Here is a 17,315-nt window from a genome sequence, read left to right on the forward strand (position 1 = left end):
CGGGCGGCAGTCGGAAACCCGAAAACAAGCGGTGCGGATACGGCCGGGCGTGGGAAGGTTCGAGTGGCTGCCGTACCGGTGGTGGGCTGCTCACAGGCGGTTCGCCCGGCCGGTGTGGCGCGGGGTCACCCCGCGCCACCCACGGCGGCTTCAACGAGGAGAGGCAGGGCCCATGCAGGCTCAGCGCAGGCCACCGCGCACGGAGCGGAGCCAGACCCGGGACGACCGGACCGGCGGCGGGATGACCGGGGCGGCCACGCCACTGACGATCTGGGCGGCCGCCGTACTGCTCGGCCGGATCAGTGCCGGCGACGACGACGTCGAGGACGAACGGCACATCCTGCGCGGCATCGAGTGAACTCCGGCCGCACGGCTCAGAGCCAGCCGCGCCGCTTGAAGATCACGTAGAGGGTGCCGCAGACCAGCAGCATCAACAGCAGTGCGAAGAGATAGCCGAAACGCCAGTTCAGCTCCGGCATGTGGACGAAGTTCATGCCGTACACGGTGCCGATGAGCGTGGGAGCGAAGAGGATCGCCGCCCAGGAGGAGACCTTCTTCAGCTCCTCGTTCTGGCTGTAGCTGGCCGCGGTGAGGCTGCGCATCTCCTCGTTCTGCTGCTGCGAGACGAGGGTGGCGTTGACGGTGAGGATGTTCTGCAACAGGTGCCGGAACCCGTCCACCCGCTCCACCACCTGGGTCAGGTGGTCGGTCACGTCGCGCAGGTAACGGCGTAGCTCCTCGTCCGTGCTGGCGCTGCCGGTGCCGTCGGCGCCGTCGGCCAGCGCGTCGAGCACGCTGAGCAGGGGGCGGGCGGCCCGCTGGAACTGGATGACCTCGCGGCTGAGCCCGTAGATCCGCCGGCTGGCGTTCGGGTCGCCACCGAACACCTGGGTCTCGATCTCGTCGATGTCGTTCTCCAGCCCGGCCACCACCGGCGCGTACCCGTCGACGACCTGGTCGAGGATGGCGTACAGGACCGCCTCCGGGCCCCGGGCGAGCATCTGCGCCTCGGTCTCCATCCGCCGCCGCACCGCGGCCAGGTCCGGCGCCTCACCGTGTCGGACGGTGACCACGAAGCCCGGCCCGATGAACAGGTGCAGCTCGGAGAACTCGACCTCCTCCCGGAGGTCGTCGTAGCGGGCGGCGCGCAGCACCACGAACAGGGTGTGCGCGTACCGCTCCAGCTTGGGCCGTTGGTGGGCGTTGATCGCGTCCTCGACCGCCAGGTCGTGCAGCCGGAACTCCCGGGCCAGCGAGGTGATCTGCTCGATGTCCGGCCGGTACAACCCGATCCAGGCCATCGCGCCGTCCTGCTCCTGGAGGCAGCGGTACGTCTCGGCGAGGCCGGACGGCGAGGCGAACCGGTGCCCGCGGAGGTAGACCGCGCTGTCCACGAGACCGCCGCGGGGCGTGGCGGGCGACTCCGCGGGCGGCGGCACGCCGACAGTCGTCTCGTACTCGTCGAGTTGGCGGCCGAAGCCACCACCCGGGCGGAAGCGACGGCCGCCGACCATGCCCTGTCCCTCCCCCGGTGCCGTCCGGTCCAGCCCGGAGCGCTGCCTTTCCCTCTGTCCCGGGCCCGAAACCCGCCGTGGCACCGGCTGGGTTCCGCGCACTGGCGGACGGGGGCGGCCCGACGGGCGGATACTCACGGTGACCGTGGGCGGGATGACGGGGGACGCGCCGGTGACTGTCGACAGACGCGCCGGCCGGTTGCGGGGGTGGCTGCTCGACGCCGGCTCGGACCAGGCCGTGCAGCACCCGGGGCCGCACGGGCGCCCGCCGGAGCACCGGCACCACCCGTGGTGGAAGGTGATGTGCCTGACCGGTGTCGACTACTTCTCCACGCTGGGTTACCAACCGGGCATCGCGGCGCTGGCCGCCGGGGCGCTCTCACCGGTGGCGACCCTGGTGCTGGTGCTGGTGACCCTGCTGGGGGCGCTGCCGGTCTACCGGCGGGTGGCGGTGGAGAGCCCGCACGGTGAGGGCTCCATCGCGATGCTGGTACGCCTGCTCAACTACTGGCCGGGCAAGCTGCTGGTGCTGGTGCTGCTCGGTTTCGCGGCCACCGACTTCATCATCACCATCACCCTCTCGGCCGCCGACGCGACGGCGCACATCGACGAGAACCCGTTCTGGCCGAGCGGGCTCAAGGGGCACGAGGTGCTGGTCACGCTGCTGCTCGTGTCGCTGCTGGGCGCGGTGTTCCTCAAGGGATTCACCCAGGCCATCGGGATCGCCGTCGTCCTGGTCGCGATCTACCTGACGCTGAACGCGGTGGTGGTGGCCGACGCGCTGTGGCGGGTGGTGACGCATCCGAGCGCGGTCGGCGACTGGACCACCATGCTGACCACCGGGCACGGCGACCCGTGGTTGGTGGTCGGGCTGTCGCTGTTGGTCTTTCCGAAGCTGGCGTTGGGCCTGTCCGGCTTCGAGACCGGGGTGGCGGTCATGCCGAGCGTACGAGGTGACCCGCAGGACTCGGAGGCCCGACCGTTGGGCCGGATCCGTGGCGCGCGCCGGCTGCTCACCACGGCAGCAGTGATCATGAGCGTCTTTTTGATCACCAGCAGCGTGACGACCACCGTGCTCATCCCACCGGAGGCCTTCCAGCCGGGTGGGCCGGCGAACGGGCGGGCGCTGGCCTACCTGGCGCACGCCCACCTCGGCGAGGTGTTCGGCACCGTCTACGACCTGTCCACCATCGGAATCCTCTGGTTCGCCGGGGCATCGGCGATGGCCGGTCTACTCAACCTCGTGCCGCGCTACCTCCCCCGCTACGGCATGGCGCCGACCTGGGCGCGAGCCGTACGGCCGCTGGTGCTGGTCTTCACCGCCGTGGCGTTCCTGATCACGATCGTCTTCGAGGCCAGCGTCGACGCGCAGGGCGGCGCGTACGCCACCGGGGTCCTGGTGTTGATCACCTCAGCGGCGACGGCGGTGACGCTCGCCGTGCGACGGCAGCGTCAGCGCGGTCGCACCATCGCGTTCGGAGTCATCGCGGTGATCTTCGTCTACACCACGCTGGCGAACGTGGTCGAGCGCCCGGACGGTGTCAAGATCGCGGCCTGTTTCATCGGTGGGATCATCCTGGTGTCGGTGCTGTCCCGGCTGATGCGGGCCTACGAGCTACGCGTCGGCCACGTCGAGCTGGACCCGACCGCGGCCCGGCTGATCGACGAACGCGCCGGACGACGGATCCGTCTCATCGCGCACGAACCCGACCGGCGTGACGCGGCGGAATACCACGCCAAGCTGGCGCAGACCATGGCGGACAACGACTTCCCCGGCGACGGCGACGTCATCTTCGTCGAGGTCAAGGTCACCGACCCGTCCGACTTCGAGACCGGGCTGTTGGTCCGCGGCAGCGTGGTCGACGGCCGCTTCCCGGTGCTCAGCCTGGCCAGCTCGTCGGTGCCCACCGCGCTCGCCGCCCTGCTGCTGGAGATCCGCGACCGCAGCCGTCGGCGCCCCCACATTTACTTCGAGTGGTCCGAGGGCGGCCCGGTTCGCAACTTCCTGCGCTACCTCGCGTTCGGGCAGGGCGCCATCGCCTCGGTGACCCGGGAGATCCTGCGCCGCCACGAGCCCGACCCGCACCGTCGACCGCATGTGCACGCCGGCTGACCTGCGGGCGGGCAGCTCATCGCGCACGGTGAGCGTGGTCATAACGACTGGACGACCCACCCGTTGGTACTGCTAGCCTCGGCGCAGGTCATGAGTGCCAGCGCGAAGCCCCGGCTCGCTGGCCGGCAACCCTCCTCCGCGGTGGGGTGCCCCGGGTGAAGACCAGGCACCGGCACGACGTCGGTGCAAGCGTGGCCTGGCACCCAGGTCAGCACAGACCCGGGAGAACCATGCGCATCCTCAGCACCGCCCCACCGACCGACGTCGCGGACGCCCGCACCGGTCGACCCTCGCCCGCCCTGACCCGGCGACGGCACGTGGACATGATGCGAATGTGCAGCGCCGCCTGTCGTCGCGGCATCGCGCTCTAGCACAGCCCTTCCCGAAACCCTTTCCACCGGTACGCCCTCGGGCGTCCCGTCGGTGGCGCACGCCCGTGCGCGCCGAGACACCACCCTTCGGAGACACTCGTGCGATTCCTTCCTGCCCTGACCCGCGCCGCCGCCCTGGGCGCGGCCACGATCCTGGCCGCCACCGCCCTCACCGGCTGCGGCGACGACAGCTCGTCCGACGCCACCGCCAACCCGTACGGCCTGGCGCAGCCGGGCGTGCTGCGCGCCGGCACGCTGACCGACGCCCCGCCGAACGTGTACCTGAAGGACGGAAAGTTCACCGGCTTCGACAACGACCTGCTGACCGCCGTGGCCGGCAAGCTCGGCCTCACTGTCGAGTTCGTCGGCACCGACTTCTCCGCGCTGCTCAGCCAGGTCAACAACCGCAAGTTCGACGTCGGCAGCTCCTCGATCACCATCACCGAGGCACGCAAGAAGACAGTCGACTTCGGCAACGGCTACGACTTCGGCTACTTCGGCCTGGACGTGCCGGCCGGCTCGCCGATCACCAGCTTCGACCAGCTCGCCGGCAAGCGGGTCGTGGTGGTGCAGGGCACCGTCCAGGACGACTACGCCACCGGCAAGCAGCTCAACCCGGTGCGGGTGCCGGACTACAACGGCGCGATCAACCAGCTCAAGGCGGGCACCGCCGACGCCTGGATCGCCCCGGCGGAGATCGGCGAGAAGTCGGCCACCGACAGCAACGGCAAGATCACCGTGGCGGCCAAGCAGCTCAGCCCGGCACCGACCGCGTACGCCGTGGCCAAGGGCAGCGACAAGCTGCGGGAGGCGCTGAACAAGGGTCTCGACGAGGTCATCGCCGATGGCACCTGGAGCCGGTTGCAGGCGCAGTACTACCCGGGCCGGCCGATCCCGGCGGACTTCACCCCGGGCAGCGGCACGGTGCCGGTCCCGTCGGCGTCCGCGTCGGCGTCGGCGTCGGCCGCACCGTCGGCGTCGGCGTCGGCCGCGTCCTGAACCGGTGACGAGCGAGCGGGGCGGTAGGAGGAGCGACCGATGGATCCGTTGAGCACCCTGTGGGAGACCTTCTTCGACTGGGACGCGATGCGCGAGGCGCTGCCCGAGATGCTGACCGTCGGGTTGCCCAACACGCTGATCCTGGCGGTCTCCGCCGCCCTGCTCGGCTCGGTGCTGGGCCTGCTGCTGGCCGTCGCCGGGATCTCCCGCAGCCGCTGGTTGCGCTGGCCGGCGCGGGTCTACACCGACGTGTTCCGAGGGCTGCCGGCCGCGGCGACGATCCTGCTGATCGGCGTCGGGCTGGCCCCGCTGGGCATGCAGGTCTGGGGGCCGGATCCCTACCCGTTGGGCATCCTGGCGCTGTCTCTCATCGCCGCCGCGTACATCGGGGAGATCTTCCGTTCGGGCATCCAGTCGGTGGAGGCCGCGCAGTTGGAGGGCGCCCGGGCCCTCGGCTTCTCCTGGGCCGACGCGATGCGGCTGGTGATCATCCCGCAGGGCATCCGGCGGGTGCTGCCGGCCTGGGTGAACCAGCTCATCGCGCTGATCAAGGACTCCAGCCTGGTCTACTTCCTCGGCCTGGTGGCCAGCCAGCGGGAGCTGTTCCGGATCGGGCAGGACTACGCGGCCACCACCGGCAACGAGTCGGCGCTGCTGTTGGCGGGGCTCTGCTACCTGGCGCTGACCGTCCCGCTGACGCACGTCGTCAACTGGATCGACAGGCGGCTGCGCAATGGTCGGCCGGCCACCGCGTCGACCGAAGAGGACGACGACGACACCGCGTCGTACGCCGTGACGGAAGGAGACAGGCGATGACCACCGCCACGACGACCTCGGTCAGCCTCGACGTACGCGATGTGCACCTCGCCTTCGGACCGAACCGGGTGCTGCGCGGCGTCGACCTCTCGGTGCCGCGGGGCGCGACGGCCTGCGTCATCGGCCCGTCCGGGTCGGGCAAGTCCACCCTGCTGCGCACCATCAACCGGCTGATCGAACCGGACCGGGGCGACGTGCTGCTGGACGGGCGCAGCGTGCTGGGCGACGACCCGGACGCGCTGCGGCAGCGGGTGGGCATGGTCTTCCAGCAGTTCAACCTCTTCCCGCACATGAGCGTGCTGCGCAACGTCACGCTGGCGCTGCGCCGGCTGCGCAAGCTCGATGCGGACGAGGCGGAGACCGTCGCCCGGGCCCAGTTGGAGCTGGTGGGGCTGGCCGGCAAGGCGAACTCCCGACCGGCGCAGCTCTCCGGTGGTCAGCAGCAGCGGGTGGCGATCGCCCGCGCGCTGGCGCTGCGGCCCGAGGTGATGCTCTTCGACGAGGCGACCTCGGCGCTCGACCCGGAGTTGGTCAAGGGCGTCCTCGGGGTGATGGCCGACCTGTCCGCCGCCGGGATGACCATGGTGGTGGTGACCCACGAGATGGGCTTCGCCCGGCAGGTCGCCGACACCGTCGCCTTCATGGACCGGGGCGTGGTGCTGGAGGCCGGCCCGCCCGAGGCGATCTTCGAGCGGGCCGAGCATCCGCGGCTTCGCCGGTTCCTCGATCAGGTGCTCTGAAACCAGGTGCTCCGAGACCAGGTGCGCCGAGACCAGGTGCGCTGAGCCACGCCGGGCCGGACGGTTGCCGACCGTCATTCGTTGGGCCCGCGCCCCAGCAGCCGGATCTCCTCGTTGTCCAACGCGGCCTGGAGTTCCTGCAGCACCAGGTCGTCGATCTCCCGGTTGTCGCGCAGCCGGGTGACCTCCCGCCTCTTGTGGGCGAGGACGCCGAGGCGCAGTCGGCGTTCCAACCGGCGTTCCTCGGCGGTGTTCCCACACCTCTCGTTGAGGTCCTCCAGGTGCCGCTGGTACTCGGCCTCCAGCCGACGCACCGCGTCATCCTGGGCACCGACCTCGGCGGCTACCTGGGGAAGAGCGGCCAGGCCCACCTCGGTGGCCCGCCGCCGGGCGTTCCGGGCCTCGTCGACGCGTTCCGGGTCTCCGCTCAGCCCGGCCCAGCGGACGACCAACGGCAGGGTGGTGCCCTGCAGGAGCATGATCAGCACGATCACCAGCGCGGTGACGAAGATGATCAGATCGCGTTCGACCACCGGCCGACCGTTGACCATCACCGTCGGGACGGCCAGGGCGGCGGCCAGCGACACCGCGCCCCGGAAACCGGACCAGCCGGCGACGGTCCCCACCCGCCAGGCGGACGGCCCCTGGCTCGGGTCCATTATCCGGCGGCGCCGCAGTCGCGCCGACTGCGCCGTCAGGTAGACGAAGAGCAGGCGGGTGCCGATCACAACAACTGTGACCACCAGCACGATCAGCAGAGCCCGCTGCGGCGAGGTGCTGGTGATGTTCCGCACCGCGCGGGGGATCTGCGTACCGAGCAGGACGAACAACCCGCCGTTGATCAGGAAGGTGGACAGGTCCCAGAACGCGTACGCCAGCACCCGGGACCGCGCTCGGATCACCCGTGGGCCCGCGTAGGCCAGCACCAGGCCGGCGACCACCACCGCCAGCACGCCGCTGGCGTGCACGGAGTCGGCGAGCAGGAAGGCGCCGAAGGGTGTCAGCACGCTGAGCGCGCCCTCGCGCAGCGGATCGTCGAGCCGCTTGCGGATCAGCACCACGGCCGCCCCCACCAGCAGACCGGCGACCACACCGCCGACGCTGGCGCCGACGAACTCCTCGCCGATGCCCAGCACGCCCGGCTTGGCGCTCTCGCTCAGCAGACCCACCGTGACCGCGAAGACCACCAGCGCGGTGCCGTCGTTGATCAGGCTCTCCGCGTGCAGGGTGGTGAGCAGCTTCCGGGGCAGCCGCTTGGCCAGGCCGGTGACCGCGGCGGCGTCGGTCGGCGCGAGGACCGCGCCGAGCACCCAGGCGGCGGCGGGGTTCACCCCGAACGCCTGCGCGGCGAACGACACCGTGACCATGGTCAGCACCACCAGCACCACGGCGAGCAGCCCGATCACCGGCAGGTTGGCCCGGATCTCCCGCAGGCTGATGGTGAGGCTCTCCCGGTACAGGATCGCCGGCAGGAAGATCAGCAGAACCAGCTCCGGTTCCAGGGTGACCTTGGACAGCGGTGGCGTGAGCCCGAGCAGCACGCCGAACGCGATGAGCAGGACCGGCGGGGCGACCCGGTACCGACCGCCGAGAGTGGTGCCGACGAGGACGGTGACGCCGAGCGTCACGATCAGAATGAGGCCCTCCACGCGTACCTCCCCTCCGACCGTGGCCGACGGTGGACGCGCCGGTGGTTCCATCTGACCGCACCGGCCGGCTGGTTCCGGGGGAAACCGGCAAGTCGCCAGGTAGCCCGAGCAGGGTGGCAAGATCTCGCAGTAGGTGACTTCTGGAGCCGTGCGGCGGCGGCCCGGACACCGGGCAGCATTCGCCCGACGACGCTCAGGTTGGGTCGTCGGCGCGGACGCGGGCGGTGAGCATCCGCGCGGTGCGGCGGTGTCCGGCGGCTTCCTCGTCGCGGCCCAGAGCAGCCGCCAGGTCCGCAAGGTGCCCGGCCACCGGGCCGACGGTGACCACCCCGCTGCCGGCCGCCAGTTCGGTGGCGGCCGGGCGGAGCGCGGCGGCGACGCGTTCCATGGTGGGCCGGTCGTCGATGGCCAGCGCCGCCCGAGCAGTGAGGCACAGCCGCACCTCCCGCAGCAGGTCGTGCGGCCCGTCCGGCAGGGCCCGCAGTGCCGCTCGGGTGGCACTGCGGTCGCCGGCGGCGGCGAGCAGCAGGGGCCGAACCCAGGGCTCGTGCGGGCCCCAGTCCAGCCGCGCCCAGTCCTCGTCGTCCGGCCCGGCAATCGGCCGCCGAACGGGAACCAGCCGGCCGTCACCTACCAGCGAGTCGTCGCTGACGGCGTCGGCCAGTCGCAGGCCGAGCAGGGCGAGCGGCAGCAACCCCTGGGCCAGGCCCGGCATAGCGTCGGCGGGCAGTCGTTCGGCGGCAGCCCGGTACGCGGTCGCCGCGGCGTCCCGGTCGCCGGCCAACGCCAGCCGCAGCGCGGCGTACCACCGGGTGAAGACGCCTACCAACGGCAGCTCGTACCGTTCGGCGAGGCGGTCGGCGGCGCGTGCGTGCGCGTCGGCGCCGGGCCGGTCGGCCAGCGCGCAGTTGGCCTGGACCAGGACGAGGTGGCCGAGCACCTCGAAGGTCACCAGGTGGTGCCGGGCGGCCAGGTCGACCAGGTCGACGCCGATGCGGGCCCGCGCCTCGGCCAGGCCGACGCGGTGGAAGGAGTGCATGAAGCGGGCGTTGAGCGCGAAGGCCAGCAGCCCCGGATCGCCGATGTCGCGGGCGATCGTCTCGGCCTCCTCGGCGGCGCGGCGGCCACGATCGGTGGTGCTGCCGCGCAGTTCCAGTGCGAGGGTGCTCAGCAGCCGGCTGCGCTGCGCCGAACCGGTCGGGCCGAGCGCGGTCAGGGCGTGTTCGGCGGCTCGGACGATGTGCCCGGAGAGCAACTCGTCGTCGTTGCGCGTCCAGCTGGCGGGCACGTCGAATCCCGCCAGCGCCTCCTGGATCAGCGCCGGGTCGTCGGTGGACTCGGCGGCGGTGATCGCCTCGGCTCGCCGTCGCCGCGCCTCGGCCAGCCGGCCCGTCACGGCCAGCGCCCGCCCCAGGCCGAGTAGCGCGGCCACCCGCCCGCGCGGCTCGTCCCCGCCGGCGCGGTCGTACGCGTCGATCGCCTGGCCCCACAGGCGGGCCGCCTCGTGGGGGTTGCCGCCCCGTTCGGCCCGCTCGGCCGCCACTCGCGCGTACGTCGAGGCCTGGGCGGCGGCGGCCGGCCCACCGGCCCGCAGCAGGTGGTACGCGAGGGCCGCCGGCTCGACGGGTTCCCGCTGTCGCAGCACCTCGGCGACGGCCGCGTGCCAGGCGGCGCGGCGCGGCGCGGACAGGTCGGCGTAGAGCGTGTCGCGGACCAGGATGTGGGTGAAGCGCAGCCGCCCGTCGGACTCCCGCTCGGTGAGGAACCCGGCCGCCAGTGCGCGGTCCACGGCGTCCAGCGCCGCCGTCGGGTCACCGGCCAACGCGCCCAGCACGTCCGGGTCGAGGTCCCGGCCGAGCACGGCCGCCTGCCGCAGCACGGTACGGGTCGGGACGGGTAGCTGCGCCAACCGGTGCCGGATCACGTCGCGTACCCCGGGCGGCACGGCGGCCAGCCCCGCCTCCCCCGCACCCGCGTACAGCTGGGCCAGTTCGCGGACGAAGAACGGGTTACCGCCGCTGCGCCGATGGATCGACCGGGCCGTGGCCGGGTCCAGTTCCGCCCCGACGATGGCGCCGGCCAGCTCACCGGTCGCCGACGCGGGCAGGCCGGCGAGATACTCCCGGACCGGCTCCAGCCCGGCGGCGTGGGCCAGGGTGGCGGTCAGCTCCGGGCTGACCTCGGTGGCCCGGTAGGTGCCGAGGACCAGCACCGGCCCGCTGGCCGGCTGCGGGCCGGTGAGCAGTGCGGTCAACAGGTCCAGGGTGTCGCCGTCGGCGCGGTGCAGGTCGTCGAGGACCAGCAGGACCGGCCCCCGGTCGGCGACCGCCGAGATCAGCGAGGCCACCGCACGGTGCCGGCGAAACCGCATCGCGGCCGGGTCGACCGAACCGCCTTCCGGGCCGCCTTCCGGTTCGGTGACGACGGCGGCGCCCGGCCCGGCGAGCGCGTCGGTGATCTGGGTCCAGGGCCACGCTGGCGGGGCGCCCTCGTACTCCGGGCTGCGTCCCCACGCCGTGGTCCAGCCGTCGGCGGCGAGCCGCCGGGTCAGGGCCTCGGCCAGCGCCGTCTTGCCCGCGCCCGGGTCGCCGCTGAGCAGCGCGAGCGTGGGCTGGTGGCGGTGGGACGCATCCTTGGCGGCGCGCCGCAGCCGCGCCAGCTCCGCGTCCCGGCCGACGAACGGGCGCTGCCCCGCCTCGACCTGTCGAACGGGTTCGCCCAGGCCGAGGGTGGTGGCCCGGTCGTGAGGCGGGGTGAGGTGCGGCGCCTGGGCCAGGATGTCCGCTTCCAGCCGTCGCAGCTCGGGCCCCGGGTCCACACCCAGCTCGGTCACCAGGACCTGACGGGCCTCCCGCAGCGCGGCCAGCGCGTCGCCCTGCCGGCCGGCGCGGTACCGGGCCACGGCGAGCAGCCGCCAGGCGTCCTCCCGCAGCGGATAGCTGGCCAGGTGTGCCGGCAGGTCCGCGGCGGCCTCGTCCGGTCGGCCCACCGCCAAGAGCGCCTCCGCCCGCCGCTCGACGGCGAGCATCCGCAGCTCGTCCAGCCGGTTGATCTCCGCGACCGCCCAGGACTCGTTGGCGCAGTCGGCGTACGCGGGTCCGCGCCAGAGGCCGAGCGCCGCGTCCAGCGCGGCCAGAGCCGGCGCGGGACGTCCCGCCGCCAGCAGCCGGGCCGCCTCCCCGACGGCCGCCTCGAACTGTCCGGCGTCCACCGCGTCCGGGGCGGCCTTCAGCACGTACCCGGGCGGCTCGGTGACCAGGATCCGGGGCGGCTGCCGTGGTGCCCGATCGGGCTCCAGGGCGCGGCGCAGGTCCGCGACGAAGGTCCGGATCGCGCCCACCGCGCCGTCCGGTGCGACCTCCCACAGGTCGTCGACGAGACGATCCACCGGCACCACCCGACCGTGGGCGATCAACAACCGGCCCAGCACCAGGCGCTGCCGGTGGCCCCGCAGGGCGACCGGGCCGCGCTCGGTCGCGGCGATCACCGGCCCGAGTACGCCGAAGGTCACCGCGACGGGCGCCGTCAGCTGCCTGGTCATGGCACCAATCTAGGCCGGTGGCCCGGCCGGCACTGATCCGACGCTGACCGGGTACTGATCACCACCGGGCAGGCTCGAGCGAGTCACGACGGCGAGGGAAACGGCCCCCCGCCGGCACTGCTCACCAGGAAGGTTCCCCGTGGACCCCAGGATCAACGGATTCGACTACCGACGCGTCACCGTCGCCGATGGTGTGACGCTCAACGCCGCCGTGGGCGGTTCCGGGCCGGCGATCGTGCTGTTGCACGGTTTTCCGCAGACCCACCTCATGTGGCGGCACGTCGCGGCCGACCTGGCCGCCGACCACACGGTCATCTGCCCCGACCTGCGCGGCTACGGCGACAGCGACAAGCCCCTCGACACCGACGGCACCGGGTACGCCAAGCGCACCATGGCCGCCGACATCGTGGCGCTGGCCGGCGCGCTCGGTCACGACCGGTTCGCGTTGGCCGGGCACGACCGGGGTGCCCTTGTCGCGTTCCGCGCCGGCCTCGACCATCCGGCGACGATCAGTCAGCTGGCCCTGCTCGACGTGCTGCCCACCCTGGACATGTGGGACGTGCTGCACGGCGTCAACGCCGCCGTGGCGTTTCACCTGTACCTGATGGCGCAGCCGCCCGGCCTGCCCGAGGAGCTGATCGCCGGCAGCCCGGACGCCTTCTTCGGTCATTTCCTGGACGTCTGGACCCGCGATCCGGAGGCCCTGCCGACGGACGTGCGGGCCGCGTACCTGCGCGCGTCCCGTGACGCCGTTCCCTCGATCGTCGCCGACTATCGGGCGTCCGCCGGGATCGACGTGACCCACGACGCCGCTGACCGGGCCGCCGGCAACCAGCTACGGATGCCGGTGACGGTGCTCCAGCAGGACTGGGGCGCTGCGCTGGGCTACGACGCGGCGGCGGTGTGGCGGGCCTGGGCGCCGGATCTGGACCACCAGACCGTCAGCTGCGGACACTTCATGGCGGAGGAGGCGCCGGCCGAGGTGCTCCGGGCGCTGCGCGCCATGCTCGCCCGCTGATCGAACGGCGACCCGGCCACACCTGTCACCCTGGGCAAGATATCCGACACTCGTTGTCGCTGGGTGGCGGTGCGGCCGGGTTGCCGCGCCGTACCCGCCCCAGGGCCCAAAACCAGCCAGTAACGGGCGTTGACCTGCGGGAACGCCACGTTACACCAGGTGGACGCCAACCGGTCATCGGTGCTACACAGGCAGATAACGGCAGCCAACGACGTCGAGTCGCACCATCTTCTCGCCCAACGACCGTCCACAGGCAACGAACCACTGGGCTCCGCCGCACGGACCGCAGCTCGACAGTCGCGACCCACCGAACGGCACTGGTCCACCGGCCGCTGCCGGACGCCGGTCCTCGACCAAGGAGTTGCCGTGGGAAACCTACGAATTCGATCCCGCCACCAACCGTACGAGATCGCTGTCCTGGCCGCGGCACCTCTCTGCGGCATCTTGATGATGGCCCTCGATGTCCGGCCGACGTCCGTTCAGACGTCGATGCCGCAGCCCATCCAGGTCGCCTGGGAGCTGGGTCTGATCGCGGTGGGCGTGGGTGGGCTTCTGGGCATCCTGTGGCCCGGCCGGCTCTCCACCGGGCTCGGCCTCGAACTCGCGTCGGTGCTGGTGCTCGGCACGATCACCGGCATGTACGCGGTAGCCCTGTTGGTCATGTCGGGCCGGAACTCCGTCGTCGCCACGTCGTTCGTGATGGCGGTGACTGTCGGGTCGCTCTGGCGGGCCGCGCAGATCGCCATCGACCTGCGTCGCCTGGCCCGAGCTTGCGAATTTGTGACCTACGAACAGTTGCAGGCAGGTGTCACGTGACCACCCCACCCGCGCCAGCCGCACCGCACTGGGTGCAGGTGGCGCTCAGCGTGCTCGGCATCCTCGGCGGCAGCACCGGCCTGGCCGCCATCGCCACCGTCGTGGTGCAGCGGGGCAAGTTCAAGGCCGATGCCGCCGACACGCTCACCGAGGCTGCCCTCACGCTCGTGCAGCCGTTGCAGACGCGGATCACCCAGCTGGAGGGCGAGGCGTTCAGCGCCCGGTCCGAGCTGGGCACGCTTCGCGAGCAGGTCAACCAGTTGCAGTTCGTGGTCCGGGTGCTCACTCGGACCCTGGACCGCTGGCGCGCCGCGATCCGCGCCCCCGACGCCACGTTGCGCAAGGTCCGAGCGACGGTGGCGGAGTCCGACCGGATTCCCGAGATGGACCGTTGACCGGAGGGTGTCCCCGCACTGCCCGCCCCACGGCCGGCAGGGCTCAGCCAGCAGCACGGAGGCGTTCGGCGAGTTCGCGCAACGCTGCCCGGAACTCGGGGTCGGTCTCGCCCGGATGGTGTCCCCGTAGCGGCGGCGCCGACCGCTCCCCCGGTGCCGGCAGCAGGTCCGGTGGGTCCCGCAACCGCCGGTCGACCTGGCCGGCCGGATCGGCCGGGTCCGCGGGTGGGTCGCCGGGACGGTGTGCGGCGAAGACCCAGCCGCCGACCGGGTCGGTGTCCCGCCAGAGGTTGAGCCACCGCCACTCGACCCGCTCCCCCACCTCACGCAGCACCTTCTCGTTGAGGTAGGCCGGAAAGAGCCGGGCGTACAGGCGGTCCAGCGGCGACCCGTAGGTGAGCAGCGCGACCCGTTGACGGACGCGCGGGGGCAGCCGCAACACCGCGAGAGCGAGCAGCGCCGATCCGTGGCTGTGACCACAGAGCAACACCCCGACGTGCCGCTCGGTCAGTTGGCTGATCCGGTCGGCCAGTTCGGGCACGGCGCGGTCGGCGTAGCTCGGCGGCGCGAACGGGTGCGCGGCCCGGGGCCAGAAGGTGCCCAGGTCCCACAGGATGCCGACGTGCCGGCGAAACCACGCGGTCCGATGGGCGAACACGCCACCGGTCAACAGCGCGAGCAGCAACGCGGCGACGAGGGAGCTGCCTCCGCTGAGCCCCATCTGGACGGCGCCGGCCGGCAGCCCGAGCAGTTCCCAGGTCACCTCCTCCGGTTCACGCCCGGTCCGCCCCACCAGACTCGTGGCCAGTCCGACCACCGCGAGCGCCGCGTACGTGGCGGCCAGCAGACCCAGCCACTCGGTGAACCGCGCCCGGGCGACGGTCTTCGTCGCCAGCCGCAGCCGACCGACCGCCTCCGGTGGGACGACTGGGAAGTCACGGGTGGTGATCGCCGCCGCCGCACGCCGACGGCGCCGACGCGACACGACGGTCAACGCGCCACACAGCAGCACCGCCGCGACCACGTGCAGGAAGAAGGCCAGCAGCGTCCAGCGATACGGCAATGGTGGCCCACCGTCACCTCGGTAGCCACCGAGCAGTTCCCCGGTCTGGTAGACGAGGCCGGCGGAGAGCGCGCCGGTCAGGCCGACCGCGAGGGCGGCGAGGACAGCCGCGCCCAGGCCACCCGGCAGCGCGGACCGGCCGCCGACCCGACCGTGGTGCCACAGCACCACCAGGCTGAGCAGCACCAGCAACACCATCTGGCCGAGGAGCGCCGCACTCGCGATCCCTGCGTAGCCGGGCAGCCCGGCCGCCGGCGACCAGCCACGTTGGTCGCCCGCCACGATGACGAGGGTCACCACGCTCAGGCCGGCCGCCACCGCGGCCGCCGTGCGGGCGGTCCAGGTGGCCGTTCGCGCGGTCGCCGCCCGGTCGATCATCCCCGGCACGGCGAGCAGGCCGATGCAGGCCAGCAACACCGCCACGCTGAGCGCCAGCAGCAGCGCCGTGGAGAACGCCGCGTCACCGGCGCGACGGGCCGTGAGCAGCACGACATCGAGGACGGCGAGCGCGGCGGCGACGTGGATGGCGCGCAGCCGGTGCACAAGCGGCTCCACGGCCCACAGTGGGTTGTCGGCCGGGCCCGACCGACGGGTGCCGAGGAGGCGCAGGACCGCTATGGCGGCGATCGGCAGCAGCGCCAGCACGGCCAGCCGCTGCCCGACGTGCCGGCCGTCGAGCCCGGCCATCGTGTCGAAGGGCGCGCGGCAACGAGCCGCACCGAGACACCGCCAGGCGAGCAGGTCGAGGGCGACTCCGGCGATGGACACCACGTACAGCACGGTGAGGTTGAGCGCGAGGAGCCGACACAGCACGCTGACCGCGGCGGCGCGGCGGCGGCCCGTGGGACGCATCCACACGGCCACGTTGCTGAGCATGAACGGCAGCAGGAAGACCATGGCGAGGGTCCGGCCCACGGTGCCCGAGGGCAGATCACCCCAGCGGTACGCCTCCAGCGCCAACTCGTCCGGGCCGACGCCGTCCGGCCGGGCGGCCCGGTGGAAGCCTCCGCTGCCGTCACCGGCGACCTGCCGGACCTGCGGCTGGTCGAGGATGACCGTGGGGTCGGCGCCCGACACGCCGTGCACCCGCAACTCCACCACGTCGTGTCGTCGCGGTTGGTCGCCGGCCATCGCCATCCTTTCCCGGCCCGCAGCTGCCACCGCCGCACCAGTCGTACCACCCGGACGGCCGGGCCCGGGTCGCTTCCGCCGAGCCGGGCCTCCGTGGTGAGCGGCGGTGACCCGCGCTAGGAGATCAGGTCGGACGCCAGGGTCCAGAGCCGCTCGGCGTTACCCGGGTCGACCGCGTACACGGCGACGCCGCTGTAGTCGGCGGGGCGCTCGGTGACGATCGGGGCCTCGGCGCAGTCCTCGAAGTAGCGACCACCGACGCCGTCCAGCAGCGGGGAGGCCGCGAGCAGCACCGAGGTGGCGGCCCCCTGCTGCGGGGTCTTGTGCATCTCCCTGGGCGACTTGAGCCCACCGGTGTGCTTCTGCAACCCGGTGGCGATGGCGCCCGGGTTCAGCGCGTTGGCGTGGATGCCCTCGTTGGCCCAGCGGCGGGTGGCTTCCACGGCGAGCAGGGCTTCGGCGCTCTTCGACTGCCCGTAGGCCAGCAGCGGGTCGTACGGCCGGAACGCGAAGTGCAAATCATCGAAGATCACCGGGGAGAAGAGGTTGCCGCTGGAGCTGACCGACACCACCCGGGCGCCGCCGGCCGCGGCGAGGGCGTCGTGCAGGCCGACGGTCAACGCGAAGTGCCCCATGAAGTTGGTGGCGAACTGCATCTCCCAGCCCTCGGCGGTGCGCTCCAGCTCGGGCAGAGCCATGATCCCCGCGTTGTTGACCAGGATGTGCAGCGGCTGGTCCCAGCCGGCGACGAACTGGCGTACCGACGTCTGGTCGGCCAGGTCCAGCGCGCGGACGGTGACCCGCTCCGCGCCGATGCTGGCCGCGATGTCGGCGGCGGCCTGCTCACCCGCCGCGACCCGGCGGACCCCGAGCACGACCTCGGCGCCGGCGGCGGCGAGCGAACGGGCGGTCTCCACACCGATACCGGCGGCGCCGCCGGTGACGATCGCCCGCTTACCGGTCAGGTCGACCCCGGCGATGACCTCGTCGGCGGTCGAGGCGAAGCCGAAGGGGGTCGTGATGCGCTCTGTCATTGCTGTCCCGTCTCTCGGTCACCCTTACCCCGACACTGTCACCCCGGTGGCAGGGGCTAGCCGGTTCCCTGCTTTTCCTGGTAGGGGCGCGCGCAGGGCAGCGCCGCGCCAGCTT

The 17,315-nt window shown here is 72.6% G+C and carries 14 protein-coding genes and 1 riboswitch; of the genes, 9 read left to right on the forward strand and 5 right to left on the reverse strand.

What is annotated here, in order from left to right; translation table 11 throughout:
• Positions 1 to 172 precede the first annotated feature (172 nt).
• A complete protein-coding gene (locus ACFYL6_RS30820; protein ID WP_238677098.1) occupies positions 173 to 358 on the forward strand; it encodes a hypothetical protein in 186 nt (61 codons plus the stop codon).
• Positions 359 to 374: 16 nt separating this feature from the next.
• On the opposite strand, the gene corA is transcribed toward ACFYL6_RS30820, so the two are convergent.
• Complete coding sequence (gene corA, locus ACFYL6_RS30825) at positions 375 to 1,514, reverse strand: magnesium/cobalt transporter CorA (RefSeq protein ID WP_387176688.1); 1,140 nt, start codon at positions 1,512 to 1,514, stop codon at positions 375 to 377.
• A 154-nt stretch (positions 1,515 to 1,668) separates the two neighbouring features.
• Between corA and ACFYL6_RS30830 the strand changes: the two genes are divergently transcribed.
• The 5 genes from ACFYL6_RS30830 to ACFYL6_RS30850 all read left to right on the forward strand — a co-directional run bounded on the left by ACFYL6_RS30830 (position 1,669) and on the right by ACFYL6_RS30850 (position 6,553).
• Positions 1,669 to 3,627: an amino acid transporter gene (locus ACFYL6_RS30830; RefSeq protein ID WP_387176690.1), complete on the forward strand. Its 1,959-nt coding sequence runs from the start codon at positions 1,669 to 1,671 to the stop codon at positions 3,625 to 3,627.
• An 86-nt stretch (positions 3,628 to 3,713) separates the two neighbouring features.
• A riboswitch (SAM riboswitch) is annotated at positions 3,714 to 3,825 on the forward strand.
• A gap of 32 nt (positions 3,826 to 3,857) precedes the next feature.
• Positions 3,858 to 3,998, forward strand: a complete 141-nt coding sequence (locus tag ACFYL6_RS30835) for a hypothetical protein (protein WP_387176692.1) — start codon at positions 3,858 to 3,860, stop codon at positions 3,996 to 3,998.
• A 99-nt stretch (positions 3,999 to 4,097) separates the two neighbouring features.
• Positions 4,098 to 4,997: an ABC transporter substrate-binding protein gene (locus ACFYL6_RS30840; RefSeq protein WP_387176694.1), complete on the forward strand. Its 900-nt coding sequence runs from the start codon at positions 4,098 to 4,100 to the stop codon at positions 4,995 to 4,997.
• 39 nt (positions 4,998 to 5,036) lie between these two features.
• Positions 5,037 to 5,813 carry an amino acid ABC transporter permease gene (locus ACFYL6_RS30845; RefSeq protein WP_387176696.1) on the forward strand — a complete coding sequence of 259 codons (777 nt, stop codon included), beginning with the start codon at positions 5,037 to 5,039 and terminating at the stop codon, positions 5,811 to 5,813.
• Positions 5,810 to 6,553, forward strand: coding sequence for an amino acid ABC transporter ATP-binding protein (locus tag ACFYL6_RS30850; RefSeq protein WP_387176698.1), 744 nt, complete (start codon positions 5,810 to 5,812; stop codon positions 6,551 to 6,553). Before ACFYL6_RS30845 ends, ACFYL6_RS30850 begins: the two co-directional genes overlap by 4 nt.
• A gap of 74 nt (positions 6,554 to 6,627) precedes the next feature.
• Here the strand turns inward: ACFYL6_RS30850 and ACFYL6_RS30855 are convergent, their stop codons facing one another.
• Both ACFYL6_RS30855 and ACFYL6_RS30860 read right to left on the reverse strand, forming a co-directional pair.
• Entirely contained in the window at positions 6,628 to 8,202 is a 1,575-nt protein-coding gene (locus ACFYL6_RS30855; protein ID WP_387176700.1) for a Na+/H+ antiporter, read from the reverse strand.
• A 193-nt stretch (positions 8,203 to 8,395) separates the two neighbouring features.
• The gene (locus tag ACFYL6_RS30860; protein WP_387176702.1) at positions 8,396 to 11,743 is read right to left on the reverse strand and encodes a BTAD domain-containing putative transcriptional regulator; all 3,348 of its coding nucleotides are present in this window, start codon (positions 11,741 to 11,743) and stop codon (positions 8,396 to 8,398) included.
• Between the two features lie 139 nt (positions 11,744 to 11,882).
• On the opposite strand from ACFYL6_RS30860, the gene ACFYL6_RS30865 reads away from it, so the two are divergent.
• The 3 genes from ACFYL6_RS30865 to ACFYL6_RS30875 all read left to right on the forward strand — a co-directional run bounded on the left by ACFYL6_RS30865 (position 11,883) and on the right by ACFYL6_RS30875 (position 13,972).
• The gene (locus tag ACFYL6_RS30865) at positions 11,883 to 12,761 is read left to right on the forward strand and encodes an alpha/beta fold hydrolase (RefSeq protein ID WP_387176704.1); all 879 of its coding nucleotides are present in this window, start codon (positions 11,883 to 11,885) and stop codon (positions 12,759 to 12,761) included.
• A gap of 366 nt (positions 12,762 to 13,127) precedes the next feature.
• Positions 13,128 to 13,577, forward strand: a complete 450-nt coding sequence (locus ACFYL6_RS30870; RefSeq protein WP_387176706.1) for a hypothetical protein — start codon at positions 13,128 to 13,130, stop codon at positions 13,575 to 13,577.
• Entirely contained in the window at positions 13,574 to 13,972 is a 399-nt protein-coding gene (locus tag ACFYL6_RS30875) for a hypothetical protein (protein WP_387176708.1), read from the forward strand. Before ACFYL6_RS30870 ends, ACFYL6_RS30875 begins: the two co-directional genes overlap by 4 nt.
• Before the next feature lie 43 nt (positions 13,973 to 14,015).
• On the opposite strand, the gene ACFYL6_RS30880 is transcribed toward ACFYL6_RS30875, so the two are convergent.
• Together ACFYL6_RS30880 and ACFYL6_RS30885 are read right to left on the reverse strand one after the other, a co-directional pair.
• Positions 14,016 to 16,166, reverse strand: a complete 2,151-nt coding sequence (locus tag ACFYL6_RS30880; RefSeq protein ID WP_387176710.1) for a hypothetical protein — start codon at positions 16,164 to 16,166, stop codon at positions 14,016 to 14,018.
• Between the two features lie 116 nt (positions 16,167 to 16,282).
• Entirely contained in the window at positions 16,283 to 17,200 is a 918-nt protein-coding gene (locus ACFYL6_RS30885; protein ID WP_387176712.1) for an SDR family NAD(P)-dependent oxidoreductase, read from the reverse strand.
• Positions 17,201 to 17,315 lie beyond the last annotated feature (115 nt).

Origin of the sequence: Micromonospora sp. NPDC007208, from assembly GCF_042869175.1 — a bacterium.
Lineage (GTDB): Bacteria > Actinomycetota > Actinomycetes > Mycobacteriales > Micromonosporaceae > Micromonospora > Micromonospora foliorum.